Origin of the sequence: Mycobacterium hainanense (assembly GCF_041890355.1) — a bacterium.
GTDB lineage: Bacteria > Actinomycetota > Actinomycetes > Mycobacteriales > Mycobacteriaceae > Mycobacterium > Mycobacterium hainanense.
In genome coordinates, this window is the sequence record NZ_CP169059.1 from 4,628,091 (window position 1) to 4,651,312 (window position 23,222).

Genomic DNA, 23,222 nt, shown 5'->3' on the forward strand with positions numbered 1-23,222 from the left:
ACCTATCCGGCGGCGAACTTCTGCTTCCGGAGTGGTGAGGAACCATCGTCGTTCCTCATCCCCCGCTGGGCGGTCGGTGTATCACCTTCTTCGGGAGGTCCGCCCCGTATTCAAGGTCCTCGAACTTCTGCTGCTTGCGCTTGCGCCAGCCGCTGCCGGCCGAGCTGCCCGGAGGCACCGGCATCATCGGCATCAGCGGCATCCCGGTAAGCCCCGGTTCGGCGGGCAGCGGCGACACCGACGATGCGAGTTGCACCGGGGTTTGCGTCGCCGGCAACAGTCCCACCACCGCGGGCGGGGCGGTGAGCTTGCCCAGCGAGACCCCGACGCCCATCGCCCCCGTGGCTGCGCCGCCCGGCGCGGCCGAGACGGCGCCGGCCAGCCTGGTGATCGACGACGCCAGCGCGCCCTCGCCCTCCGAGAGCCCCAGGCCGATGTCGCTGCCCACACCCTGCAGCGCCTGCGCCGAGGTGTTTTGCGCCAGGTAGCTGAGCAGGTTGATGGGGAAGCCGGACGAGATGAACTGGTTGCCCCAGGTGCTCGCGTAGCTGAACCAACCGGAGTTGGGGTCGAAGGGGGTGACGCCCAACTGGTCGATGATGTTCCCGGTGCTCGAGGCGCCGAGCAACGACGCATTCGACACCGCAAGCTGTTGCTGGCCGGTCCCCGACGGGTTCGCGATGGCCAGCGGCGAATTGAACTGGGACAGCGACGTGGTCGCTTGTGACGACGTCGCCTGGTAGCGGCTCATCGCAGCCGAGTTGTTCGCCCACATGGTCTGGTATTCGTCTTGCGTCTGCGCGATCGCCGCGGTGTTCTGGCCGAATCGGTTGGTGGCCAGCAGTTGGGCGAGCCGCGTGCGGTTGGCCGCCACCACCGCGGGCGGAACCACCGCCGCGCGGACGGCGGTGAACGCCGCGGCGGCCGACTCCGCAGAGGTGGCCAGCTGGTGGGCCTGCTGCGCGGTGGTGCGAAGCCAGATGAGGTAGGGCTGCACGGCCTGCAGCATCGCCATGGAGGACGGTCCGTCCCACGACTCGATCAACGACGACAGCACGGACGCGTACACGGAGACTGAGTTCTCCAACTCGACGGCCAGGCTCTGCCACGCGCCGGCAGCCTCGACCAACGAACCCGCTCCGGGACCGGAGTGGATCAGGGTCGAGGTGACCTCAGGTGGCGCGAATAGGTCCATCACATCTCACATTGTCTACGGCGAGTACGCGGCCGGAAAATTTCGTTTACTAGGTTGCAAAGAGACCGGAAACATTAGGCATTCACCCCCCAGGGTGCGTCTCAATTCCTTCCCCGTCGAGTTCCGGCCGTGACGAACGATATACCCGTGACGTTAGGGTAACCAAAGTGTCGGCCTACGTGGCCTTTATTTGCCCGGCCGGCGGCTCTCTCAGACGGTCACCGACGCGCCGCGTGCGACCTCGATGATCCGATCGGACATGCCGCGGCGCTGCATCTCCCCGGTGAAGTCGGCAAGCGGGGACGCGAAGACGCCGTAGTCGTCGAAGTGCACCGGGATGGCCTTCGGCAGGGTCAGCATGGCCACCAGTTCCGCGCCCTGGCGGCCGTCCATGGTTACCGTCAGCCCGAACGGAAGCCGGGGCCCGGCCGGCAGGCGGGTTCCGCCGAGGTGCAGCACGCCCACGTCGATGGCGTCGAACCGGGCGGGGATCTCTTTGAGTTCCTCGACCAGCACGGTGTCGCCCGAGATGTAGAGGCGGCGCCGGGGCGATCCGTCGTCGGCGGCGAATTCCAGCATGGTGCCCATCACCGGCGGCAGCAGCCGCTGCGTCCATCCCGGTCCATGCCGGCCCGGCAGCGACGTCATGGTGATGGTGGTGCCGCCCTTGGTGAGCTTGTGCTGGCCCTAGGTCGACAGCCCGTGCGCGTTGGGGAAGCCGCGACGGTGCAATCGGGTGGCGGCGTGCGGGGTGGTGACGACGGGGAGGTGGTGGTCGAGGCCCTTCTGCGACACCCGGTCCCAGTGGTCGCCGTGCATATGGGACAGCACGATGGCGTCGACGGGCGGGAGTTCGTCGATGCGTAACGCCGGCTCCTTGAGGCGCCTGGACACCAGCCCGTGCCCGAGGTAAGCGTGTTGCCCCCGGTGCAGGAAGTTGGGATCGGTCAGCAACGTTAGGCCGCCCGCGGCGATCAGGGTGGTGGCGTTGCCAACGAAGGTCACGGTGATGTCCATACCCGCGGGCTACCCGATCGCGGGCGGCTCACGCCTACAGGCCGGGCAAGCAGATGGGGGCGCCGTAACAGGGCGGCGGACCGAGCGGCCGACGGGGTGCGTCGCCCTCCCAGACGAATTGGCCGACGTTGCCCATGCCGCCGACGGGGACCCAGTACCAGTGGTGGCAGACGCCCATGTCCCACCGGACATCGGGCATCGGCAACGGTTGGCCGGGGCACCAGTCGTGCGGGACGGTGAAGTTGTCAGCCTGGGCCGGGCCCGAGCCCAGCCCCAGACCGGCCAGCGCCATGCCGCCGGACAGTAGCGCTCCGGTGATGACTTTCCTGACTGTGGAATTGTTGGACATCGCCTCGCGCCTTTCCTCGACGCCGGATGCTGGGGATCAGTATCCGCTCGCGCCGCTCGAATCAGCAGACAATGACCCGACCGCTACCGATCCCAGGAACGGGAGGAGTCTTCCGCGGGCAAAGCTCCCCACGCTTTTCGCCGGTGGTCTAGAGTGGCGCCCTACCGGGGGATTCATCGACACATCGAGGAGGCCCCCGATGACAGCGATCGAGGACATCACCAGCCTCCGCCAGCGCCGCGAGGCAATCGTCAATGAGCACGCCGAGGCGGAAAACCGGCACGATATCGAGGCGACAATCGCGACCTTCGCCCATCCACGTTACGAGGTGAACGGCGTCCCGAGCGACGGCGAGGAGGCCGTCCGAGAACTACTGCAGGGCCTCATGGCTGGACTACCCGACCTGCAGGCCGAACTCGGCAAGATGCGCCATGCCGACGACGCGGTGTTCGGCGAAGGGCTGATCACCGGAACCCACGACGGGGAATGGTCGGGTATCCCGCCAACGGGACGCCACGTCGAGATTCCGATAGTGGGGATTTTCGAATTCGACGGCGATCGACTCTTATGCGAGAAGGTCTACTTTGACATGGCCGGCGTGCTGATTCAGATGGGTGTTCTCCCGCCTATCAGCTAACTTCCAGTGTCATGCCCTCCCGTGAATCAATCACGGTTGAACAACTGTCGTCGGCAACCGCCGTCTCGGTGTACGACGCGCTTATGGATCTCGGCCGATGGTCAGATTTCATGCCGGGGGTGTCTTCTGCGTCGTGGGAAGTGCGGGGAGCACCCGACACGGCAGTCGGCGGTATCAGAAGAATGCGCATTGGACGGGGCGTGACCCGCGACCGGATCGTCGACGGAATGAAACCGCACCATCAGGCTTACACCGCAACGCTTCCGTGGTATCAGGCCTTGCTTCTGAAAGATTACCGAGGCGACATCCGTATCGAAGACCGACCGAATGGGTCGCTCATCGTATGGACGGCATCATGTACGCCTCGCATACCGGGGATTAAAAATCTAAGTCGGACGCTCCAACAAAGCTATGCGGAGATAACGGAGGCATTGGCAAGAGAGGCTGAACGCCGCGCGGCTCGCTGATTTAGAGACCACAACCGTGGTGGCCTTTTGGATCACATGGCAGCGAGTGAGCGAAGGACATTTCATGGCTCACGTTTCGCTCGGCTGATCAGGCGCAAGACACATGTTTGCCCCCTTCTCGGCTCGACGCTGAGACAGTGGCGCCAGCATCGTGTAGAGCGACGAAACACGCGTCAAGCCATATCGCGCCGGCTTACGATTCGGTGCATGTCAACCACCGCCGATGCGTTGCCCCACGACGCCAACCTTGCCATGCAGTCCGGCGTTCCAATTCCACTGCGAGAACGCAAACTTGACTGGTTCTTCGTCACGGTGTTCGCGATATTCGCGTCAACGTCGTTCCTGATCGACACCGCCAATATGACGGGCCGTCCGGACCCGCACTCGGCTAACCCCATGGCCAGGTTCGTATACGCACACATGGTCAGCATCGATCCTGTCCTGATCGCCAACCCGCGCGCTGTGCAACTGATCGTCGGGTTCGTATCGGCACTGCTCTTCGGCGCCTTCTACCTCGTGCTCGTCTACGCCTTCGCGCGAGGCCTTGACTGGATCCGGCTTCCGGCCATTTTCTTTGCCGGGATGGTTGTCATGGGTACGGGTCTATATCTAGCCGTCGGAATCCTGGGTGATGCTCCCCTGTTTGCGCTGGCATGTGGCCCTGGCGCTGGGTTCGATTACAAGGCGCCGAACGCCTTGACGAGTGTGGCGGTGAACGCGTTCTACCCACTGGTTGCGCTGCTACTCGCGGCGCGTATGTGGCGAGCACATCCGTTCACACGGCACGCACACTGAGGCTTCCCCTATTGAATCAAGCGGGGGGACCGTCACCTGCGTCGAAGGCCCTGCAATGGTGATGAGTGCGGCTATCACACTTAGGTTGGCCGCACAGGTGGGCCCACTTCGGCTGTGCGCCAACAATTCCGCAGACTCCGGCGTCACCGACGGATCGCGCCACTCCACGTGCTGATCCATCGCGGCGATCACCGCCACCGACGGGGCCCTCGAATCGAACACACTTTGGTGCATGCCGCCGCAGACCAACGCCGCCAGCCGAACATTTCAGCCTCTGGATAACCCGCCGGCGTCTCACGGACCGATCCGAATCTACGGTCCCGGTCGCCGGCTGACGAACTCGCGGCGCGCGCCGGTCACCGGATCGTCGAACTCGATGCGCTGCGCCAGCAACCGCAGCGGCGTGCTGAAATCGTCGGCAGGCACGTCGGTGATGTTGGGGTACAACGGATCACCGTCGATCGGCACTCCCAGCGAGTTCATGTGCACGCGCAGTTGGTGGGTGCGGCCGGTGCGTGGGGTGAGCCGGTAGAGGCCGTCCGGGGAAACCAGTTCCACCAGCGTCTCGGCGTTGGGCGGCCCGGGTTCGCAGGTGGCCTGTAAGACGCCGCGGCGCTTGATGATTCGGCTGCGCACCACCCGCGGCAACTCCAGCGCCGGATCCACGGCGGCGCGCGCCAGATACGTCTTGCGCACCAAACCCCGGGAAAACAACGTCTGGTATGCGCCGCGCACCTCGCGGCGGGCGGTGAACACCAGCACCCCCGCGGTCAGCCGGTCCAGGCGGTGGGCGGGGCTCAGCTCCGGCAGTCCCAACTCCCGGCGCAGCCGCACCAGCGCCGTCTGCGCCACGTGCCGGCCGCGGGGCATGGTGGCCAGGAAATGCGGCTTGTCGACCACCACGACGTCCGCGTCGCGATGCAGCACCGGGACGTCGAAGGGAACCGGCACCTCGTCGGGCAGTTCGCGATAGAGGTAGACGCTGGCACCGGCGGGCAGCACGGTGGCCTCGTCGACCACCGCGCCGCCGGCGTCGACCACCTCCCCCGCGAGCACCTTCGACCGCGCCGCGGCACCGAACCGGGCGGTCAGCTCGGCCAGGACCGGCCCGCCGCGCAGCCGCACCCGCGCCGGGCCGAGCCCGTCGCGAACGGGAAGCGGCGCCGGCCTCACCACACGCTCAATTCAAAGGCACCGGCTCGAGGATCTCGGCGCGCGCCTCGGGCGCGCTGGCCCGCAACTCGTCGGCCGACACGTCGTCGGGTTGGGCCTGCGACAGGATCTCGGCCTCCACGCGCGCGCAGTAGTTCGACACCTCGCGCTCGACGTCTTGCGCCGTCCAACCGAGCACCGGCGCGACCACGTCGGCGACCTCGCGGGCGCAGTCGACGCCGCGGTGCGAGTACTCGATGGAGATGCGCATCCGGCGCGCCAGGATGTCCTCCAGGTGCAGTGCGCCCTCGGCGGTGACGGCGTACAGGGCCTCCACCTTGAGGTAGCCGGGCGCCTCCTTGATCGGGCTCAGCAGGTCGGCGTTGTCGGTCGCCAGGCCCAGCACGTCGCCGATCAGCGAGCCGTAGCGGTCCAGCAGGTGCCGCACCCGGTAGGGATGCAAACCCTGAAGCGCCGCAACGTGTTCCGCCTGATTCACCAGTGCGAAGTAGCCGTCGGCGCCCAGTAGGCTGACCTTCTCGGTGATGGACGGCGCCACCCGGGCCGGGACGAACTGCGCCGCGGCGTCGATCGCGTCGGCGGCCATCACGCGGTAGGTGGTGTACTTGCCGCCGGCGATGGCCACCAGGCCCGGGGCGGGCACCGCCACGGCGTGCTCGCGCGACAGCTTGGAGGTCTCCTCGCTCTCACCCGCCAGCAGCGGCCGCAGCCCGGCGTAGACGCCGTCGATGTCGGCGTGGGTCAGCGGGATGGCCAGCACGGTGTTGACGGTGCGCAGGATGTAGTCGATGTCGGCCTTGGTGGCCGCGGGGTGGGCCAGGTCCAGGTTCCAGTCGGTGTCGGTGGTGCCGATGATCCAGTGACTGCCCCACGGGATGACGAACATCACCGATTTCTCGGTGCGCAGGATGATCGCGACGTCGCTGACGATGCGGTCACGCGGCACCACCACGTGCACGCCCTTGGACGCGCGCACCTGAAACCGCCCGCGCTGCTTGGACAACGCCTGGATCTCGTCCGTCCACACCCCGGTCGCGTTGACGACGACGTGGCCGCGGACTTCGGTGACGGCGCCGTCCTCGGAGTCGCGGACCCGCACGCCGGTCACCCGGTCGCCCTCGCGCAGCATCGCGACCACCTGGGTGGAGGAGCGCACCACCGCGCCGTAGTGGGCGGCCGTGCGCGCGACGGACATGGTGTGCCGGGCGTCATCGACGACGGTGTCGTAGTAGCGGATCCCGCCGATCAGCGCGCTGCGCTTGAGGCCCGGGCTCAACCGCAAGGCACCGGCCCGGGTCAAATGCTTTTGCGCCGGCACGGATTTCGCGCCGCCCATCCGGTCATAGAGGAAGATGCCCGCGGCGACGTAGGGCCGCTCCCACACGCGGTTGGTGAGCGGAAACAGGAACGGCATCGGCTTGACCAGATGCGGCGCCAGGGTGGTCAGCGACAGCTCACGCTCGTAGAGCGCCTCGCGGACCAGCCCGAACTCCAGCTGCTCGAGGTACCGCAACCCGCCGTGGAACATCTTCGACGAGCGGCTCGAGGTGCCCGACGCGAAATCGCGCGCCTCGACCAGCGCCACCTTCAGCCCGCGGGTGGCGGCGTCGAGCGCGCAACCGGATCCCACCACGCCGCCACCGATGACGACGACGTCGAACTGCTCGGTGCCGAGCCGCTCCCAGGCCACCTGGCGGTGCTGCGGTCCCAGCACGGACGCCGGCGAGCCCAACTCGGTGGGCGCGTGCATCGGATCGGTCACGGCAGAGGACTCCTCACCTGGTTACTCGCCAGTAGGACGGTGTCGAACCCAGGCTAGTCCAGATCGTCGCGGGCCATCAGGCGACGAGCGGCCTCGGTGATCGATCCGGACAACGACGGGTAGACGGCCAGCGTCTGGGCCAGCTCGTTGACGGTGATGCGGTTCTGCACGGCCACCGCGATCGGCAGGATCAGCTCGGAGGCGATCGGGGCCACCACCACGCCGCCGATCACCACGCCGGTGGATTTGCGGCAGAACATCTTCACAAAACCCTGCCGCAGGCCGGACATCTTGGCCCGCGCGTTGGTGCGCAGCGGCAGCATGATCGTGCGGGCCGACACCGACCCGTCGTCGATCATGGTCTGCGGCACGCCGACGGCCGCGATCTCGGGCCTGGTGAAGACCGTCGCCGCCACCGTGCGCAGCCGGATCGGGCTGACGCCCTCGCCCAGCGCGTGGTACATCGCGATCCGGCCCTGCATGGCGGCCACCGACGCCAGCGGCAGCAAGCCGGTGCAGTCACCCGCGGCGTAGATACCGGCCACCGAGGTCCGCGACACCCGGTCCACGGTCAGGTAGCCGCCGCGCCCCAGCTCGATGCCCACCCGGTCCAGCCCCAGGCCCCGGGTGTTGGGCACCGAGCCGATGGTCATCAGGGCGTGGCTGCCCTCGACGGTGCGCCCGTCGGCGAGGGTGACCAGGACGCCGCCCTCGGTGCGGGTGACCGACTGGGCCCGGGCGTTTTTGACCAGTTCGACACCGCGTTCGGAGAACGCCTCCTCCAGGACCGCCGCGGCGTCGGCGTCCTCGTAGGGCAACACCCGGTCCCGGCTGGCGACCACCGTCACCGGAACGCCCAGCTCGGTGTAGGCGTGCACGAACTCGGCGCCGGTGACGCCCGACCCGACCACGATGAGGCGCTCGGGCAGCGCCTCCAGGTTGTACAGCTGCCGCCAGGTCAGGATGCGCTCGCCGTCGGGCTCGGCCGACGGCAGGACCCGGGGGCTGGCACCGGTCGCGATCAGCACGACGTCGGCCTCGAACTCCCTGGTGGTGCCGTCGGGGGCGGTCGCCTTGATGCGATGGCAGGCCAGCCCGGGGGTGGGGTCGATCAGCTCGCCGTGACCGGCCACCACGTGCACACCCACGCCGAGCAGCTGCTCGGCGATGTCGGCCGACTGATCGGTGGCGAGCCGTTTGACCCGGGCGTGGATCCGCGGCAGCGAGATCTTGGCGTCGTCGATGTCGATGTCGAACCCCAGCCGCGGCGCCCGGCGCAGCTCGGTGCGCAGCCAGGTCGAGGCGATGAACGTCTTGGAGGGCACGCAGTCGTCCAGCACGGCCGCGCCGCCGATGCCCTCGGAGTCGATCACGGTGACGTGCGTGGTATCGGGGTGGGAGGTCGCGGCCACCAGCGCGGCTTCGTAACCGGCCGGGCCGCCACCGAGGATCACGATGCGGGTCACCACAGCCCCCAACCTAGCGGGGGACCCGGTCACCGTGCAGCGCGGCGAAACGCTTGGGAGAAGACCGCTCGTGCGGGTGACGTCTAAGATTTCCCCGTGCCGCTCTACGCCGCCTACGGGTCGAACATGGATCCTGAGCAGATGCTCAAGCGGGCACCCCATTCGCCGATGGCCGGAACCGGCTGGCTGCACGGCTGGCGCCTGACCTTCGGGGGCGAGGACATCGGCTGGGAAGGCGCGCTGGCCACGGTGGTCGAAGACCCGACCTCCAAGGTGTTCGTCGTCCTCTACGACATGACCCCGGCCGACGAGAACAACCTCGACCGATGGGAGGGCTCGGAGTTCGGCGTCCACAAGAAGATCCGCTGCCGGGTGGAGCGGATCTCGTCGGACACCAGCACCGACCCCGTGCTGGCGTGGCTGTACGTGCTCGACGCCTGGGAGGGCGGCCTGCCGTCGGCACGCTACCTGGGCGTGATGGCCGACGCGGCCGAAATCGCCGGAGCGCCAGCCGATTACGTGCACAACCTGCGCACCAGGCCGGCCCGCAACATCGGTCCGGGAACGGGCTCCTAAGGCCCGTGTCGATTCTCTCCACCCCAGTCGTCGCCGACGCACTGGCCCGCACGTTCGCGGCCATCGTTAACCCGGCCCCCAAGGCTGCCGTACGCTTCCCCGAATTCCGCAGCCGGACCTCCGAAGTCGCCATCCCCACCCGGCACGGTCCGGTAGCGGCAACCGTCTACCACCCGCCGGCCGGCACGGCGAACCCGGCGGTCTACGTCAACGTGCACGGCGGCGGCTTCGTGATCGGGCACCCCGAACAGGACGACCCCTGGTGCCGGTACCTGGCCGCCACCGCCGGCGTGGTGGTGATCAACCCCGACTACGTGCTGGCACCGCGGCACCGCTTCCCCGCGGCGCCGAACCAGGTCTATGACGTCGTGTGCTGGGCGGCCGCCGCCGATCGCGACTGGGACGGCGGACGGCTCTGCGTCGGCGGCCAGAGCGCGGGCGGCAACCTCAGCGCCGCTGCGGCGCGGCTAGCCCTGGAGAACGGCGGCCCCCGCGTCGCGCTGCAGGTGCTGCACTACGCGCCGCTCGACCTGGTGACGCCCGCCCGCGACAAGACGTCCAGCGTGGGCGGCCGCGCCGTCCTGAAGCCGTGGATGGGCGAGGTCTTCGACACCGCCTACGTGCCCGACGCCGCGCGGCGGCGCGACCGGCTGGCCTCGCCCGCCTGGGGCGACAACGCCGACGGAATCCGCGGCATCGCACCCGCGCTGGTCGTGGCGGCCGAGCACGATCGACTACGCGACGAAGCCCGCCGCTACGCCGAAAAGCTCGACGCCGTCGGGGCATTAACCGAGTACTACGAGGTGGCCGGGGTCGACCACGGCTACAACATCATGAGCGACGCGGCCGACGTCACCCGCCGCAGCTACGCCCGCATCGCCGAGCACGTGGTGCGGGCCACGCGCTAGGGCCGCGAGAACGCGGCCGACTGCTCGACGATGTTGACCATCGCCCGCAGGCCGATCGCCAGGGCCCGCTCGTCGAGGTCGAACGTCGGCTGGTGCAGGTCCAGCTGCGGCCCGTGGCCCGGCCAGACGCCCAAGCGCGCCATCGCGCCGGGAATCTCCTCGAGGTACCAGGAGAAGTCCTCGCCGCCGCCGGACTGGCGGGTATCGGCCAGCGCGTCGGGGCCGATGGCCTCGATCGCGTGGGTGAGGATGCGGGTGGAGACGTCCTCGTTGACCACCGGCGGCACGCCGCGCCGGTACTGCAGCGTGTGTTCGATGCCCAGCGGCGCCAGCAGCGCCGAGACCGTCTCGCGGATGATGTCTTCCAGCCCGACCCAGGTCTGCCGGCTCGCGGTGCGCACGGTGCCGCCCAGCACCCCGGACTGCGGGATGGCGTTGGCGGCCACCCCGGCGTTGACTGCGCCCCACACCAGCACGGTCGCGTTGCGCGGGTCGATCCGGCGGGACAGGACGCCGGGCACCCCGGTGATCAGCGTGCCCAGCCCGTAGACCAGGTCGGCGGTCAGGTGCGGGCGCGACGTGTGCCCGCCCGGCGAGTGCAGCGTGATCTCGATCTGGTCGGCGGCCGAGGTGATCGGGCCGTGCCGGATCGCGATCTTGCCGACCTCGAGCCGCGGGTCGCAGTGCAGGGCGAAGATGCGCGACACCCCGGTGATGGCTCCTGCGGCGATGGCGTCGATCGCGCCCCCGGGCATCAGCTCCTCGGCGGCCTGGAAGATCAGTCGCACGCCGATGGGCAGTTCCGGCGCCGACGCCAGGCTCAGCGCGGTGCCCAGCAGGATGGCGGTGTGGGCGTCGTGCCCGCAGGCGTGCGCGACGTTGGGCATGGTCGAGGTGTAGGGCGCGCCGGTCCGCTCGGCCATGGGCAGCGCGTCCATGTCGGCCCGCAGCGCGATCCTGGGCTCGTGCTCGGGGCCCAGGTCGCAGACCAGTCCGGTGCCGCCGGGCAGCACCTTGGGGTTCAGCCCGGCGTCGGCCAGCCGCTCGGCGACGAACTGGGTGGTGGCGTACTCCTGGCGGCCCAGCTCAGGGTAGCGGTGGATGTGCCTGCGCCACTCGATGAGGTCGTCGTGGTGTGCGGCCAGCCAGGACGTGGCGGCGTCGGCCAGGCTCATGCGTGCGCCCGCCGATCTTGCGCGGCCATCACCCGTTCCCGTTGGGCGGGTGTCTGGGCCAGCTGAACGACCGTGCGGGCCAACATGATCGCGCCCTCGACGACGGCGCGGTCGGCGCTGGGGCTGGCGGCGGCGGCGGTGAACGCGCGCTGGTGGACCATCGCCCCGCCCGCGTCGACCCCGACCACCGGATGGATCCCCGGCAGCACCTGGGTCACGTTGCCCATGTCCGTGCTGCCCATCGGCAGCGTCGCCTCGAACTCGCGGGCCACCGGCTCGCGCCCGAGCCGGCGCATCTCCTCGCGGAAGACGTCGGCCAGCCACTCGTCGGGAACCAGTTCGTCGTAAGCGGGTGCGGGGTTGTCGATTTCGTACTCGCAGCCGGTGGCCAGCGCGCCCGCGGCGAAGCACGCGTACATCCTGCCCTCCAGCTGTCTCAGCGAATCCGACTCGACCGCCCGCATCGCATACTGCAGCGTCGCGTGCCCGGGGATGACGTTGACCGCCTGCCCGCCATCGGTGACGATCCCATGCACCATTTGACCCGGGGCCAGTTGCTGCCGCAACAGCCCGACGGACACCTGCGCGACGGTCACGGCGTCGGCGGCGTTGATCCCCTGATGGGGCGCGACGGCGGCGTGGGATTCCTTGCCGCGGTAGTGCACGATCGCCTCCGACAGCGCCAGCGAGCGGGCCGCGGCGATGTCGGCCGGGCCCGGGTGCAGCATCACCGCCGCCGCCACGTCGTCGAACACCCCCGCCCGCAGCAGCAGCGCCTTGCCACCGCCCGCCTCCTCGGCGGGAGTGCCGATCAGCGCCACCCGCAAGCCCAGGTCGTCGGCCACCTCGGCCAGCGCCAGCGCCGCGCCGACGGCCGAGGCGGCGATGATGTTGTGGCCGCAGGCGTGGCCGATCTCGGGCAGCGCGTCGTACTCGGCGCACACCCCGATGGTCAGCGGCCCGCCGCCGAAGTCGGCGCGAAAGGCGGTGTCCAGGCCGCCGGCGGGCGCGGTGATCTCGAAACCGCGCTCGGCGACCAGCGCCTGGGTCTTGGCGCAGCTGCGATGCTCGGCGAACGCCAGCTCGGGCTCGGCATGGATGGCATGCGACAGCTCAATCAGGTCGGAGCCACGTCGCCGCACGACATCCTCGACCCTGTCTGAGGGGTGGTCCAATGCGGTGGTGGGCATCCTCGCAGTATCCCACCGCGCCCTGAGGGCCCGGGCTACACCAGTCCGGCGATGAATCCCGCGGCCTGTCCGGGGTAGGGCGGGTCACCGTAATCGTGGTGCGCGTCGCGGTCGCGACCGCCGACGACGCACACCGGATCACCGGGGCTGCAGAGGTCGATGGCCCGGCCGGCGAACAGACCCGTCGTCGAAAGCGGCGTGTTGAAGCGGTTGCCGGGATTGCCGAACACCGCGACGGCCGCAACCTTGTTCGCCAACCCGGGATCCAGCGCCGGAGCCGATCCGAAGTTGCCGATGGTCTGGCCCAGCGGCGGCACCCCGGCCAGCATGGAGACCGCGGCCGCGCCCTGCGAAAAACCGCCGAGCACCAGCCGCGTGGCGGGGCACTGATCGACCATCTGCGCGATGTGGTCGCGTGCGTCGTTGGCCCCGTCGGCGGTGGTCAGAAAGTTGTAGCTGGCCGGATAGTTCACCGGGTAGGCGTCAACGCTGCGCGAGCCGAGGGCCGGCCGAAGGGCGTCGAGCAGCGCGTCGCCGGCGACCCCCAGGCCGGGCGGCTCGGCGGTGCCGCGGGCGAAGATGAGTTGGACATCGGGGCATCCGTCCGCCCGCGCCGCCGGCAGCCGGCCACCCGCGATCGAAAACAGTGACGCCGCAACGGCGACGGCCAGGCCCACCACCTGCCACCTATGAAGTTTCATGCGGCAGATTTTCACATATGCCGGCGCGGGCTAGCGCGGCGCTAAGCTCCCCGACTGTGAGCGACCCCGCGTCCGACCCCACCGAACTGGCACGACTGGCGGCGCAGGTCATCGCGCAGCGCACCGGAGTGCCCGAGCACGACGTGGCCATCGTGCTCGGGTCGGGATGGCGCCCGGCGGTCACCGCCCTCGGCTCGCCGACCGCCGTGCTGCCCCAGGCCGATGTGCCCGGGTTCGCGCCGCCGACCGCCGTCGGGCACACCGGCGAGCTGATGTCGACGCGCATCGGCGAGCGCCGGGTGCTGGTGCTGGTCGGTCGGGTGCACGCCTACGAGGGCCACGACCTGTGCCACGTGGTGCATCCGGTGCGGGCGGCGTGCGCGGCGGGAGCGCGCATCGTCGTGCTCACCAACGCGGCCGGCGGCCTGCGGCCGGACCTGGCGGTCGGCCAGCCGGTGCTGATCAGCGACCACCTCAACCTGACCGCCCGCTCGCCGCTGGTCGGCCCGCAGTTCGTGGACCTGACCGACGCCTACGCGCCGCGGCTACGGGACCTGGCCCGCCAGGGCGACCCCGGGCTGGCCGAGGGTGTCTATGCCGGCCTGCCGGGGCCGCACTACGAGACCCCCGCGGAGGTGCGGATGCTGGGGGCGCTGGGCGCCGACCTGGTCGGCATGTCAACCGTGCACGAGACCATCGCCGCGCGGGCGGCCGGCGCCGAGGTGCTCGGGGTGTCGCTGGTGACCAACCTGGCCGCCGGGATCAGCGGCGAGCCGCTCAGCCACGCCGAGGTGCTCGCCGCCGGTGCCGCGTCGGCGAGCCGGATGGGCGCGCTGCTGGCCGACGTCGTGGCGCGGTTCTAGATGACGCCCGCGCGGCCCGGGGCGCCCGGCGACGACGCCGGACTGGCGAGCGCTGCGGCGGAGTGGATCGCGCACGATCCCGACCCGGCGACGGCCGCCGAGCTCGCCGCCTGCGACCCCGGCGAGCTGGCGACGCGTTTCGCGCGACCGCTCAGGTTCGGCACCGCGGGGCTGCGCGGCCCGGTGCGCGGCGGACCGGACGCCATGAACGTGGCGGTGGTGTCGCGCGCCACCTGGGCGGTGGCGCGGGTGCTGCGCGGGCGCGGCCTGGCCGGCGCGCCGGTGATCGTCGGCCGCGACGCCCGGCACGGCTCCGCCATTTTCGCCACCGTTGCCGCCGAAGTGCTTGCCGCCCAAGGCTTTTCCGTGCAGCTGCTACCGGGCCCGGTGCCGACGCCGGTGGTCGCGTACGCCGTACGCACCGGCGCCGCGGCCGGCATCCAGATCACCGCGTCGCACAACCCGCCGACCGACAACGGCTACAAGGTCTACGCCGACGGCGGCATCCAGATCGTCTCCCCCACCGACCGCGAGATCGAGGCCGCGATGGCCGTCGCTCCCCCGGCCGACGAAATCGTCCGGGCGCCGGTGCAACCCGCCGTCACCGATGTGGTCGAGCGCTACACCGCGCGCGCCGCCGCGGTGCGGCGCGGCACCGGATCGGTGCGGGTGGCGCTCACCCCGCTGCACGGGGTTGGCGGTGCCATGGCCGTGGAAGCGTTGCAGCGCGCCGGCTTCGAGCGGGTGCACACGGTCGGCGCGCAGTTCGCGCCCGACCCCGACTTCCCGACCGTCGCCTTCCCCAACCCCGAGGAGCCCGGCGCCACCGACGCGCTGCTCACCCTGGCCGCCGACGTCACGGCCGACGTCGCGATCGCGCTGGATCCCGACGCCGACCGCTGCGCGGTCGCCATCCCCACCGCGTCGGGCTGGCGGATGCTGTCCGGTGACGAAACCGGTTGGCTGCTCGGCGATTACATCTTGTCGCGCAGCGCCGAGCCACGGACGGCGGTAGTGGCCAGCACCGTGGTGTCGTCGCGGATGCTGGCGGCCGTCGCGCGTCATTATGGGGCCACCCACGTCGAAACCCTCACCGGCTTCAAGTGGTTGGCGCGCGCCGACGCCGGCGTGCCCGGCGGCACGCTGGTCTACGCCTACGAGGAGGCGATCGGGCACTGCGTCGACCCGGACGCCGTGCGGGACAAGGATGGCATCAGCGCGGCGGTGCTGGTGTGCGATCTGGTGGCCGCGCTCAAGGACCGGGGCAGTTCGGCGGTTGACGCGCTCGACGAACTGGCCCGGCGGTACGGCGTGCACGACGTCGCCGCGGTGTCGCGCCGCGTCGCCGACACCGCGGAAGCGGGCGAACTGATGCGCCGGCTGCGGGCGGCGCCACCGGAAACGCTGGCCGGGTTCACCGCCACGGTCACCGACATCACCGACGCGTTGATCGTCACCGGCGGCGACGACGCCACGTCGGTCAGGTTGGTCGTGCGCCCGTCCGGGACCGAGCCGAAGCTGAAGTGCTACATCGAGGTTCGTTGCGCGGTGACCGGCGGACTCGACGATGCCCGGCGGCGCGCCGGCGCCTTGCGCGACGAGCTGGTGTCCGTCGCGCGCGGCTTGTAGCGACTACCGGGGCCCGTACTGACGGTCCCCGGCATCGCCGAGGCCCGGGACGATGTAGGCCGTCTCGTTGAGCCCGTCGTCGATCGCCACCGTGAAAAGGCGAGCCGCGGGCACCGTTTCCTCAAGCGCCGCAACGCCTTCGGGGGCGGCCACCGCGCACAACACCGTGATGTCGGTGGCGCCGCGCTCGAGCAGCAGGCCGACGGTGTACTTCAGCGACCCCCCGGTGGCCAGCATCGGATCGAGCACCAGCACCGGCAGGTCGGTCAGTTCGTCGGGCAGCGACTCGAAATATCCTGCGGGCCGGTGGGTTTCCTCGTTGCGGGCCACGCCGACGAACCCGACGCGGGCCTGCGGCAACAGCGCCAGCGCCTGATCGACCATGCCCAGTCCGGCCCGCAGCACCGGCACCAGCAGGGGCGGCCGGGCCAGCCGCACCCCCAGCGTGTCGCCCACCGGTGTGCGGATCGGGAAGGTCTCGCGTGGCGCGTCCCGGGTGGCCTCGTAGATCAGCATCGCGGTCACGTCGCGCAGCGCCGCCCGGAAGCCGTCGTCGGCGGTGCGTTCGTCGCGCATCGTCGTCAGCCGGGCAACCGCCAGCGGGTGATCGACAACGCGCACGTCCACGGTGATCGACCCTATATAACAATCCGGCCGCATTTCGTTAAACGCCCGGCCGAAACCGGCCGCGTCGGCGCCATGCGCGCCGTACGTCCCCCTATGCTCCCGTGGTGCCGGGCGCAATGGTGGCTGCAATGGGGTTGACGGACAGGGCATTTCGCGTACTGTGCCTGCTCGGCGCGGTCGCGCTGATGGGTCTGGCGGCCGGGCCGATGACCGCGCGCTTCGGCCTTGCGGCTGCGGCGATTCCGCAGCCCGCGCACATCGTGATCGTGGTGGAGGAGAACCGCTCCGAGGCCAACATCATCGGCAACAAGTCGGCGCCCTTCATCACCGCCCTGGCCGCGAGCGGCGCCAACATGGTGCAGTCGTTCGCGGAAACCCACCCCAGCGAGCCCAATTACCTCGCGATGTTCGCCGGCAGCACCTTCGGCGTGACCAGCGACCGGTGCCCCGTCAACGCCGGCGACGCCCCCAACCTGGGTTCCGAATTGCTCGCCGCGGGCCACACCTTCGCCGGTTTCGCCGAAGGCCTGCCGGCGGCCGGCTCGCCGGCGTGCACCGCCGGCAAGTACGCGCGCAAGCATGTGCCCTGGGCCAACTTCACCAACATCCCGCCGGCGTACTCCCTGCCGTTCTCCGCGTTCCCGATGGGCAACTACGCGAGCCTGCCCACCGTGTCCTTCGTCATCCCCAACAACGACGACAACATGCACGACGGGTCGATCGCGCAGGCCGACACCTGGCTCAACCGCCAGCTGTCGGGCTACGCGAACTGGGCGGTGACCAACAACAGCTTGCTGATCGTGACGTGGGACGAGGACGACAATTCCAGCCGCAACCAGATTCCGACCATCTTCTACGGCGCCCACGTGGTCCCCGGCAACTACCCCGAGCGGATCAACCACTACAACCTGCTCTCCACGATCGAGCAGATGTACGGGTTGCCCAAGACCGGCTACGCGGCCGGCGCGCCCCCGATCACCGATATCTGGGGCTAGCCCAATGGCCCGCGTATTCGGCCGCCGTCGCTATTGTGTGCCGCATGGCTGCTGACCTCGTGCCCATCCGCCTGAGCCTGTCCGACGGTGACCGCTACACCGTGTGGGCGCCCCGCTGGCGCGACGCCGGCGACGAGTGGGAGGCCTTCCTGGGCAAGGACGAGGACCTCTACGTCTTCGAGACCGTCGCCGACCTGGTCGCCTTCGTGCGCTCCGATAACGACAACGACCTGGTCGACCACCCGGCGTGGAAGGACCTGACGTCGGCGCACGCGCACAAGTTCGCGCCTACCGAGGACAAGCAGTTCGATCTGGTCGCGGTCGAGGAGCTGGTGTCGGAGAAGCCGACCGAGGAGTCGGTGACCGGCCTGGCCCGCACGCTGTCGCTCGTCTCATCCATCGGGTCGGTGTGCGAGCTCCCCGCGGTGTCGAAATTCTTTAACGGCAACCCCACGCTGGGCACCGTGTCGGGCGGGATCGACCACTTCGCCGGCAAGGCCGGCCTCAAACGCTGGAACGCGATCGGCGAGATCATCGGCCGGGGCTGGGACGACGTGCTGAGCGCCATCGAAGGCATCGTCACCACGCCCGAGGTGGACGAAAAGCTGTCGGCCAAGGCGGCCGACGAGCTGGCCGAGGAGCCCGAGGAAGAAGAGGCGGAAGACACCGAGGCCGCCGCCGAGGCGGACGAGGACGCCGCCGACGATGCCGACGATGCGGCGGACGCCTTGGAGGATGAGGTCGAGGCCGACGAGGAGCCCCGCGCGGCCGGCGACACCGTCATCCTCGGCAGCGACGAGGATTTCTGGCTGCAGGTCGGCATCGACCCCATTCGGATCATGACGAGTTCGGGCACCTTCTACACGCTGCGGTGCTACCTGGACGACCGGCCGATCTTCCTCGGCCGCAACGGGCGCATCAGCGTGTTCACCTCCGAGCGGGCGCTGGCCCGCTACCTCGCCGACGAACACGACCACGACCTGGCCGACCTGAGCACCTACGACGACATCCGCACCGCCGCCACCGACGGCTCGCTGGAAGTCAAGGTCACCGAGGACAACATCTACGTGCTCAGCGGGCTGGCCGACGACATTGCCGACGGCCCCGACGCGGTGGACCGCGACCAGCTGGACCTGGCCGTCGAGCTGCTCCGCGACATCGGCGACTACTCGGAGGAGAGCACGGTCGACAAGGCGCTCGAGACGGGACGCCCGCTCGGCAAGCTGGTGGCCTACGTGCTCGAGCCCGGCTCGGTCGGCAAGCCGTCGGCCCCGTACGCGGCGGCGGTGCGGGAGTGGGAGAACCTGGAGCAGTTCGTCGACGGGCGGCTGCGCAGGGAGTAGTCCCCGTTTGACGGGCCCGCGAGTCTCCTCTTTACTGGCGGGTGTCGCTTCCCGGGATAGGCCCGTTGCCCCTGTACGGCTTTCAGCGCCCGGGCATGCTCTTGTTCGGTTTGCTGCCGCTCGGCCTGTTGGCGATCTACATCGGTGTCCAGGCCCGCCGCCGGCGGCGGCTGCGCCGGTTCACCGAGGCGACCGTGCCGCAGTCGCCGAGGCGGCACATCCCGATCGCGGTGGCGCTGCTCAGCCTGATCCTGTTGACCATCGCGCTGGCCACGCCCACCCACGACATGCGCATCCCGCGCAACCGGGCCGTCGTCGTGCTGGTCATCGACATGTCGCAGTCGATGCGCGCGACCGACGTCCCGCCGAACCGGCTCAAGGCCGCGGAGGAGGCGGCCAGCCAGTTCGCCAGCCAGCTCACCCCGGGCATCAACCTGGGCCTGGTCGGCTTCGCCGGCACGCCGTATCTGCTGGTGTCGCCGACCCCGCAGCACCAGGCTACGATCGATGCGCTCAAGAAGCTCGACTTCGCCGACAGCACAGCCACCGGCGAGGCCATCTTCACCGCCCTGCACGCGGTGAGCGCCCTGGCCATTACGGGCGGCGACACCCCGCCCCCGGCCCGCATCGTGCTGCTGTCCGACGGCGGGGAGAACAAGCCGTCCAATCCCAGCGATCCGCACGACGGGGCCTATACGGCTGCGCGGCTGGCCCGCGACGAGGGCGTGCCCATCTCGACGATCTCGTTCGGCACCAAGACCGGCGAGATCGAGATGGACGGGCAGCGCGTCGCCGTCCCGGTCTCGACGGACCAGATGAAGACCATCGCCAAGCTGTCGGGCGGGCAGTCCTACACCGCCAGCAACGTCGCCGAGCTCAACAAGAGCTACAACGCCATCGAGAAGGACATCGGCTATCGCACGGTGCCGGGGCCGGGCAGCGCCGGATGGCTGCGACTGGGCGTGATCACCGCCTTGATCGCGACGACGCTGGCGCTGCTGATCAACCGGCGGCTGCCGGTCTGAGCGCTCAGGAGGGCAGTCGGCGGTTCAGGAACAGGCCGGCCAGGATCGCGCCGGCCAACGCGACCGCGCCCAGCAGCATCCACGCCATGCTGGCGTCGCCCTTGACGGTTTCGTAGCCGATCTGGCGCTGCAGGGTCGAGTAGACGTTTTTCAGCGACTCCAGGCTGTCGGCGTGGAACGCCTGGCCGTCGGTGATCTCGCAGATCTTCTGCAGCGTCTGGTCGTCGACGGGGACCGGGATGGTGGCGCCCTCGTACTCGACGGTGCCGTACGGCGTCCCGAAGGAGATCGTCGAGATCTGCACGCCCGCGGCCTTGGCGGCCCGGGCGGCGGTGAAGGCCCCCTGCGGCGCGTTGGCGTCCAGCGGCACGTTCTCCGCGCCGTCGGACTCCAGCACGATGCGCGCCGGCGGCGGCCCGTCGCCGCCGCCCATCACCGAGCCCACCGTCGCGATCGCCTGCAGGGCGGTGAACAGGCCCTCGCCCGTCGCGGTCTTGGGGGCCGGCTTGAGGGAGTCGATCGCCGCCTTTACCGCCTCACGGTTGGTGGTCGGCGAGACCAGCAGCGACGCGTTGGCCGCGAACTCCACCAGCCCCAAGTTGATGGCTGGCGTGAGCTCGTCGGCGAACTGCTTGCCGGCCACTTTCGCGGCGGTCAGCCGGTCGGGGGGAACGTCGGTGGACGCCATGGACTCCGAGACGTCGATGACCAGCATCACGACCGCGCGGTTGAGCGGGATCCGCACGTCGGACGTCGGCCCGGCCATCGCGGTGGTCAGCAGCACCAGCGACGTGGCCAGCAGGATCGTCGGCACGTGCCGCCAGCGGCTGGGTCGCGCCGGCGCGACCCGCTCCAGCACCTCCATGTTGGCGAACCGCAGCACCCGCCGGCGGCGGGCGAACTGGAGCACGACGTAGATGCCCAGGACCAGCAGGACGGCCAGCAGGAACAGGAAGAACCACGCGTTCTGGAAGCCGGTGACCGACACGGGGCCCAGCAGCGGCAGCTTCATGTGCAGCCACACTATGCGCGAAGCGGGCCCCGTGCACTCCTCCGCCGGGTCAGCCCGCGACGAGGTCGCGGCGCTGCGTGAACTTGATGTCGAGGCTGCGGAGGTGGGTCTGCAGCCCGGCGTCCTGGATCGGGATCAAGTGTGCGGGCTGGTCGGTCTCGTTGTAATGCGCGTGCCACATGCCCGGCGGCGTGGTGAAGGCGCAGCCGGCGCGCCAGTCCACGCGGGTGGGGTCGACGATGTCGCCGCGCTCGTCGAGGCGGGTGCCCAGCAGCGTGTAGCACCCGCTTGCCGGCGCGTCGAGGATCAGGTCCAGGGCCACCGACTGGTGCCGGTGGGGGCGCTGGACCTGGTTCGGCGGCAAGACGCCGAACATGGCCCACAGCACGTGAGTGATGGTCAGTGTCTGCTCCTGGTTGGCGTTGGCCAGCAACACGCTGACCCGGCTTTTCTCGTTGGCGCCCGGTCGCGACGCGATCTCCTCCAGCTTCGCGACGGCATCCGAGCGGCGGAACTTGGTGGCGCGGAACCGCGGCCGGGTGGCGTCGGCGCCCAGGTAGCGCATCAGCGGCTCGTCGTGCACCCAGTACATGGCCGTGTCGGCGGCCGCGTAGAACACAGAATGGGTGCCGGCGGGCAGGGTCAGGAAGTCCCCCTTCTCCCACTGCACCAGCTGGCCGTTGACGGCGGCGAAGCCCCGCCCGTACAGCACGTAGTACAGCTGCGAGGTGGCGTTGGGGCTGGTGTCGACCTGCTCACCCGGGTGGATGCGCACGAAGTTGGCCAGCAGCGCGGGGCTGGTCGCGGCGCCGGTCTCGATGCCCAGCTCCTTGGACAGATCCAGCGGGATCACGCCGGTCGGCTTGTCGGTGTAGACATCCGCGTCGAACCGGGTAACCGGGACCGGGGGGACGTGGCCCGAGCCGATCGGGTTGGCGGCCTTGGAGTACTCGAAGTACTCGGCGTCGGAGGCCCATTCCTGGAAGCGACCTTCGAAGCCGTATTCGGCCACGTTGACCATCGGCGCGGGGATCGTCGGATCCAGGTTCGGGGTCACGGCTTGTTCGGTGACGGGCATTTTCGCGGCTCCTTCGACCTGCTCGGGGCTTCTTCGGCGCTTCTCATGTTTCTCTCGTATCTATCTTGTATCTCAGTTGTGGTCCTGTCAAGCGATCCGGTGGTGTACCGTCACCACACTGCTGGGATACGACTTAGCTACGGAAGGCTGGATGGCAACGATCGACCCGCGGCCGGCCACGGCCAAGGACCGCGCGCTGGACTACGTCAAGACGCAGGTGCTCACCGGCGCGTTCCCGGGCGGGGAGCTGATCAGCGAGGGCGACGTCGCCACGGCGCTGGGAATGTCACGCACGCCGGTGCGCGAGGCGTTCCTGCGCCTGGAGGCCGAGGGGCTGCTGCGCCTGTACCCGCAGCGGGGAGCCCTGGTCGTTCCCGTGTCTCCGGACGAGGTCCGGTCGGTGATGGAGGCGCGGCTGGTCCTGGAGCAGTTCGCGGCGGCCAAGGTGGTGGGTCGCGGGTCCGCCTCGTGCGCCGCCATTTTCGAGCGGCTGTCGGGCGAGCTTCGGCGGCAGCGCGCCGCCGCCGACCGCTCCGATTGGCCCGAGTTTCTCGACGCCGACCGGGCCTTCCACGCCATCACCCTGGCCGAGTCGGGGAACGCCATTCTGGCGGGCTTCCATGCGTCCTTGCGGGACCGGCAGATGCGGATGATCGGTGAATCGGCGCTGCGTGATCCGCAGCGCGTGACGACCATCCTCGACGAGCACCGCGAGATCGCCGAGGCGCTGCGTGACGGCGACGGGCCGCGGGCATCGCGCGCGGTCCAGACGCATTTGGCCAGCACCGTGCGCGCCATCGGGTTGGCTTTCGATCTGATTTGACCTAAGGCGAATTGTGTTAGAAGTCGCCTGATTCGGGGAAGTCCCGTCAAAGATGGCGCCCACCCCGGGCGCCGCTACGACAGGAGCTCGAAGTGATCACCTCCATAATCCTCGCCCTCATCGTGGGCGCGATCATCGGTTTGGTCGCCCGCCTCGTGATGCCTGGAAGGCAGAACGTCGGCATGATCATGACGGTCGTGCTCGGTGCCGTCGGCGGCCTGATCGGCTCATGGGCCGCCAGCCAATTCGGATACCACAACGCCAACGGCGGGGTGGCCTGGGTTCCGTTCTTCATCGGTGTGGGCGCCGCCATCGTCTTGATCGCGCTGTACGAAGCGCTGACCGGTCGCCGCACCGGCACCCGGCTGACCCGTTAGCCCCTCGGCCGAAAGCTGCGCCGCTCACCCGGATTTCGG

Annotated in this window: 23 protein-coding genes and 1 pseudogene; 12 read left to right on the forward strand and 12 right to left on the reverse strand. The window is 69.7% G+C overall.

The features are described from left to right. Positions 1–55 precede the first annotated feature (55 nt). From ACEL92_RS21675 to ACEL92_RS21685, 3 genes and pseudogenes are all read right to left on the reverse strand, one after another. Positions 56–1,195, reverse strand: coding sequence for a PPE family protein (locus tag ACEL92_RS21675; protein ID WP_374026326.1), 1,140 nt, complete (start codon positions 1,193–1,195; stop codon positions 56–58). 210 nt (positions 1,196–1,405) lie between these two features. Then, positions 1,406–2,212, reverse strand: a pseudogene (locus ACEL92_RS21680) (MBL fold metallo-hydrolase). A gap of 34 nt (positions 2,213–2,246) precedes the next feature. Next, positions 2,247–2,561 carry a hypothetical protein gene (locus ACEL92_RS21685; protein ID WP_374022687.1) on the reverse strand — a complete coding sequence of 105 codons (315 nt, stop codon included), beginning with the start codon at positions 2,559–2,561 and terminating at the stop codon, positions 2,247–2,249. Between ACEL92_RS21685 and ACEL92_RS21690 the strand changes: the two genes are divergently transcribed. The 3 genes from ACEL92_RS21690 (at position 2,554) to ACEL92_RS21700 (ending at position 4,460) form a co-directional block, all read left to right on the forward strand. Continuing rightward, positions 2,554–3,198 carry an ester cyclase gene (locus ACEL92_RS21690; RefSeq protein ID WP_374022688.1) on the forward strand — a complete coding sequence of 215 codons (645 nt, stop codon included), beginning with the start codon at positions 2,554–2,556 and terminating at the stop codon, positions 3,196–3,198. The genes ACEL92_RS21685 and ACEL92_RS21690 overlap by 8 nt on opposite strands. An 11-nt stretch (positions 3,199–3,209) precedes the next feature. Further along, positions 3,210–3,665 carry an SRPBCC family protein gene (locus tag ACEL92_RS21695; RefSeq protein ID WP_374022689.1) on the forward strand — a complete coding sequence of 152 codons (456 nt, stop codon included), beginning with the start codon at positions 3,210–3,212 and terminating at the stop codon, positions 3,663–3,665. A gap of 207 nt (positions 3,666–3,872) precedes the next feature. Then, the gene (locus tag ACEL92_RS21700) at positions 3,873–4,460 is read left to right on the forward strand and encodes a hypothetical protein (protein ID WP_374022690.1); all 588 of its coding nucleotides are present in this window, start codon (positions 3,873–3,875) and stop codon (positions 4,458–4,460) included. A 312-nt stretch (positions 4,461–4,772) separates the two neighbouring features. On the opposite strand, the gene ACEL92_RS21705 is transcribed toward ACEL92_RS21700, so the two are convergent. The 3 genes from ACEL92_RS21705 to ACEL92_RS21715 form a co-directional block, all read right to left on the reverse strand. Continuing rightward, positions 4,773–5,633, reverse strand: a complete 861-nt coding sequence (locus ACEL92_RS21705) for a pseudouridine synthase (RefSeq protein ID WP_374022691.1) — start codon at positions 5,631–5,633, stop codon at positions 4,773–4,775. Between the two features lie 7 nt (positions 5,634–5,640). After that, a complete protein-coding gene (locus ACEL92_RS21710; protein WP_374026327.1) occupies positions 5,641–7,383 on the reverse strand; it encodes a glycerol-3-phosphate dehydrogenase/oxidase in 1,743 nt (580 codons plus the stop codon). A gap of 65 nt (positions 7,384–7,448) precedes the next feature. Further along, positions 7,449–8,864: an NAD(P)H-quinone dehydrogenase gene (locus ACEL92_RS21715; protein ID WP_374022692.1), complete on the reverse strand. Its 1,416-nt coding sequence runs from the start codon at positions 8,862–8,864 to the stop codon at positions 7,449–7,451. A gap of 93 nt (positions 8,865–8,957) precedes the next feature. On the opposite strand from ACEL92_RS21715, the gene ACEL92_RS21720 reads away from it, so the two are divergent. Together ACEL92_RS21720 and ACEL92_RS21725 are read left to right on the forward strand one after the other, a co-directional pair. Next, complete coding sequence (locus tag ACEL92_RS21720) at positions 8,958–9,437, forward strand: gamma-glutamylcyclotransferase (protein ID WP_374022693.1); 480 nt, start codon at positions 8,958–8,960, stop codon at positions 9,435–9,437. A 62-nt stretch (positions 9,438–9,499) separates the two neighbouring features. Then, the gene (locus ACEL92_RS21725) at positions 9,500–10,345 is read left to right on the forward strand and encodes an alpha/beta hydrolase (RefSeq protein WP_374026328.1); all 846 of its coding nucleotides are present in this window, start codon (positions 9,500–9,502) and stop codon (positions 10,343–10,345) included. Here ACEL92_RS21725 and ACEL92_RS21730 read toward each other — a convergent pair. From ACEL92_RS21730 to ACEL92_RS21740, 3 genes are read right to left on the reverse strand one after another with little or no spacing between them, the layout of a single operon-like run. Beyond that, positions 10,342–11,520, reverse strand: a complete 1,179-nt coding sequence (locus tag ACEL92_RS21730; protein ID WP_374022694.1) for an amidohydrolase — start codon at positions 11,518–11,520, stop codon at positions 10,342–10,344. The two genes, ACEL92_RS21725 and ACEL92_RS21730, sit on opposite strands and share 4 nt — an antisense overlap. Next, complete coding sequence (locus ACEL92_RS21735; protein WP_374022695.1) at positions 11,517–12,710, reverse strand: M20 family metallopeptidase; 1,194 nt, start codon at positions 12,708–12,710, stop codon at positions 11,517–11,519. Before ACEL92_RS21735 ends, ACEL92_RS21730 begins: the two co-directional genes overlap by 4 nt. A 35-nt stretch (positions 12,711–12,745) precedes the next feature. Further along, entirely contained in the window at positions 12,746–13,411 is a 666-nt protein-coding gene (locus ACEL92_RS21740; RefSeq protein ID WP_374022696.1) for a cutinase family protein, read from the reverse strand. Positions 13,412–13,467: 56 nt separating this feature from the next. Between ACEL92_RS21740 and ACEL92_RS21745 the strand changes: the two genes are divergently transcribed. Further along, the gene (locus tag ACEL92_RS21745; RefSeq protein WP_374022697.1) at positions 13,468–14,274 is read left to right on the forward strand and encodes a purine-nucleoside phosphorylase; all 807 of its coding nucleotides are present in this window, start codon (positions 13,468–13,470) and stop codon (positions 14,272–14,274) included. Then, positions 14,275–15,903, forward strand: a complete 1,629-nt coding sequence (locus ACEL92_RS21750; protein WP_374022698.1) for a phospho-sugar mutase — start codon at positions 14,275–14,277, stop codon at positions 15,901–15,903. 3 nt (positions 15,904–15,906) lie between these two features. Here the strand turns inward: ACEL92_RS21750 and upp are convergent, their stop codons facing one another. Then, entirely contained in the window at positions 15,907–16,530 is a 624-nt protein-coding gene (gene upp, locus ACEL92_RS21755; protein ID WP_374022699.1) for a uracil phosphoribosyltransferase, read from the reverse strand. 185 nt (positions 16,531–16,715) lie between these two features. Here upp and ACEL92_RS21760 point away from each other — a divergent pair, with 185 nt between their 5' ends. Genes ACEL92_RS21760 through ACEL92_RS21770 form a run of 3 tightly spaced genes read left to right on the forward strand, consistent with a single transcriptional unit; the run spans position 16,716 to position 19,893 of the window. Continuing rightward, on the forward strand, positions 16,716–17,525 hold the full coding sequence (locus tag ACEL92_RS21760; RefSeq protein ID WP_374026329.1) for an alkaline phosphatase family protein: 810 nt from the start codon (positions 16,716–16,718) through the stop codon (positions 17,523–17,525). 44 nt (positions 17,526–17,569) lie between these two features. Next, positions 17,570–18,868 (forward strand): primosomal protein, encoded by a 1,299-nt coding sequence (locus ACEL92_RS21765; protein ID WP_374022700.1) that lies wholly within the window; start codon positions 17,570–17,572, stop codon positions 18,866–18,868. Positions 18,869–18,909: 41 nt separating this feature from the next. Further along, positions 18,910–19,893, forward strand: a complete 984-nt coding sequence (locus ACEL92_RS21770; RefSeq protein WP_374022701.1) for a VWA domain-containing protein — start codon at positions 18,910–18,912, stop codon at positions 19,891–19,893. A 4-nt stretch (positions 19,894–19,897) separates the two neighbouring features. Here the strand turns inward: ACEL92_RS21770 and ACEL92_RS21775 are convergent, their stop codons facing one another. Continuing rightward, a complete protein-coding gene (locus ACEL92_RS21775) occupies positions 19,898–20,905 on the reverse strand; it encodes a VWA domain-containing protein (protein WP_374022702.1) in 1,008 nt (335 codons plus the stop codon). Between the two features lie 49 nt (positions 20,906–20,954). Then, positions 20,955–21,983: a cupin domain-containing protein gene (locus tag ACEL92_RS21780; RefSeq protein WP_374022703.1), complete on the reverse strand. Its 1,029-nt coding sequence runs from the start codon at positions 21,981–21,983 to the stop codon at positions 20,955–20,957. Positions 21,984–22,134: 151 nt separating this feature from the next. Between ACEL92_RS21780 and ACEL92_RS21785 the strand changes: the two genes are divergently transcribed. Then, positions 22,135–22,806: a GntR family transcriptional regulator gene (locus ACEL92_RS21785; protein ID WP_374022704.1), complete on the forward strand. Its 672-nt coding sequence runs from the start codon at positions 22,135–22,137 to the stop codon at positions 22,804–22,806. A 92-nt stretch (positions 22,807–22,898) separates the two neighbouring features. Next, complete coding sequence (locus ACEL92_RS21790) at positions 22,899–23,183, forward strand: GlsB/YeaQ/YmgE family stress response membrane protein (RefSeq protein WP_374022705.1); 285 nt, start codon at positions 22,899–22,901, stop codon at positions 23,181–23,183. Positions 23,184–23,222 lie beyond the last annotated feature (39 nt).

Coding starts and splice junctions, on each gene's coding strand:
- ACEL92_RS21730 (WP_374022694.1), bottom strand. CDS start 11,520: ATGAGCCTGGCCGACGCCGCCACGTCCTGGCTGGCCGCACACCACGAC.
- ACEL92_RS21785 (WP_374022704.1), top strand. CDS start 22,135: ATGGCAACGATCGACCCGCGGCCGGCCACGGCCAAGGACCGCGCGCTG.
- ACEL92_RS21735 (WP_374022695.1), bottom strand. CDS start 12,710: ATGCCCACCACCGCATTGGACCACCCCTCAGACAGGGTCGAGGATGTC.
- ACEL92_RS21675 (WP_374026326.1), bottom strand. CDS start 1,195: ATGGACCTATTCGCGCCACCTGAGGTCACCTCGACCCTGATCCACTCC.
- ACEL92_RS21695 (WP_374022689.1), top strand. CDS start 3,210: ATGCCCTCCCGTGAATCAATCACGGTTGAACAACTGTCGTCGGCAACC.
- ACEL92_RS21780 (WP_374022703.1), bottom strand. CDS start 21,983: ATGCCCGTCACCGAACAAGCCGTGACCCCGAACCTGGATCCGACGATC.
- ACEL92_RS21775 (WP_374022702.1), bottom strand. CDS start 20,905: ATGAAGCTGCCGCTGCTGGGCCCCGTGTCGGTCACCGGCTTCCAGAAC.
- ACEL92_RS21700 (WP_374022690.1), top strand. CDS start 3,873: ATGTCAACCACCGCCGATGCGTTGCCCCACGACGCCAACCTTGCCATG.
- ACEL92_RS21740 (WP_374022696.1), bottom strand. CDS start 13,411: ATGAAACTTCATAGGTGGCAGGTGGTGGGCCTGGCCGTCGCCGTTGCG.
- ACEL92_RS21760 (WP_374026329.1), top strand. CDS start 16,716: ATGGGTCTGGCGGCCGGGCCGATGACCGCGCGCTTCGGCCTTGCGGCT.
- ACEL92_RS21710 (WP_374026327.1), bottom strand. CDS start 7,383: ATGCACGCGCCCACCGAGTTGGGCTCGCCGGCGTCCGTGCTGGGACCG.
- ACEL92_RS21750 (WP_374022698.1), top strand. CDS start 14,275: ATGACGCCCGCGCGGCCCGGGGCGCCCGGCGACGACGCCGGACTGGCG.
- ACEL92_RS21685 (WP_374022687.1), bottom strand. CDS start 2,561: ATGTCCAACAATTCCACAGTCAGGAAAGTCATCACCGGAGCGCTACTG.
- ACEL92_RS21765 (WP_374022700.1), top strand. CDS start 17,570: ATGGCTGCTGACCTCGTGCCCATCCGCCTGAGCCTGTCCGACGGTGAC.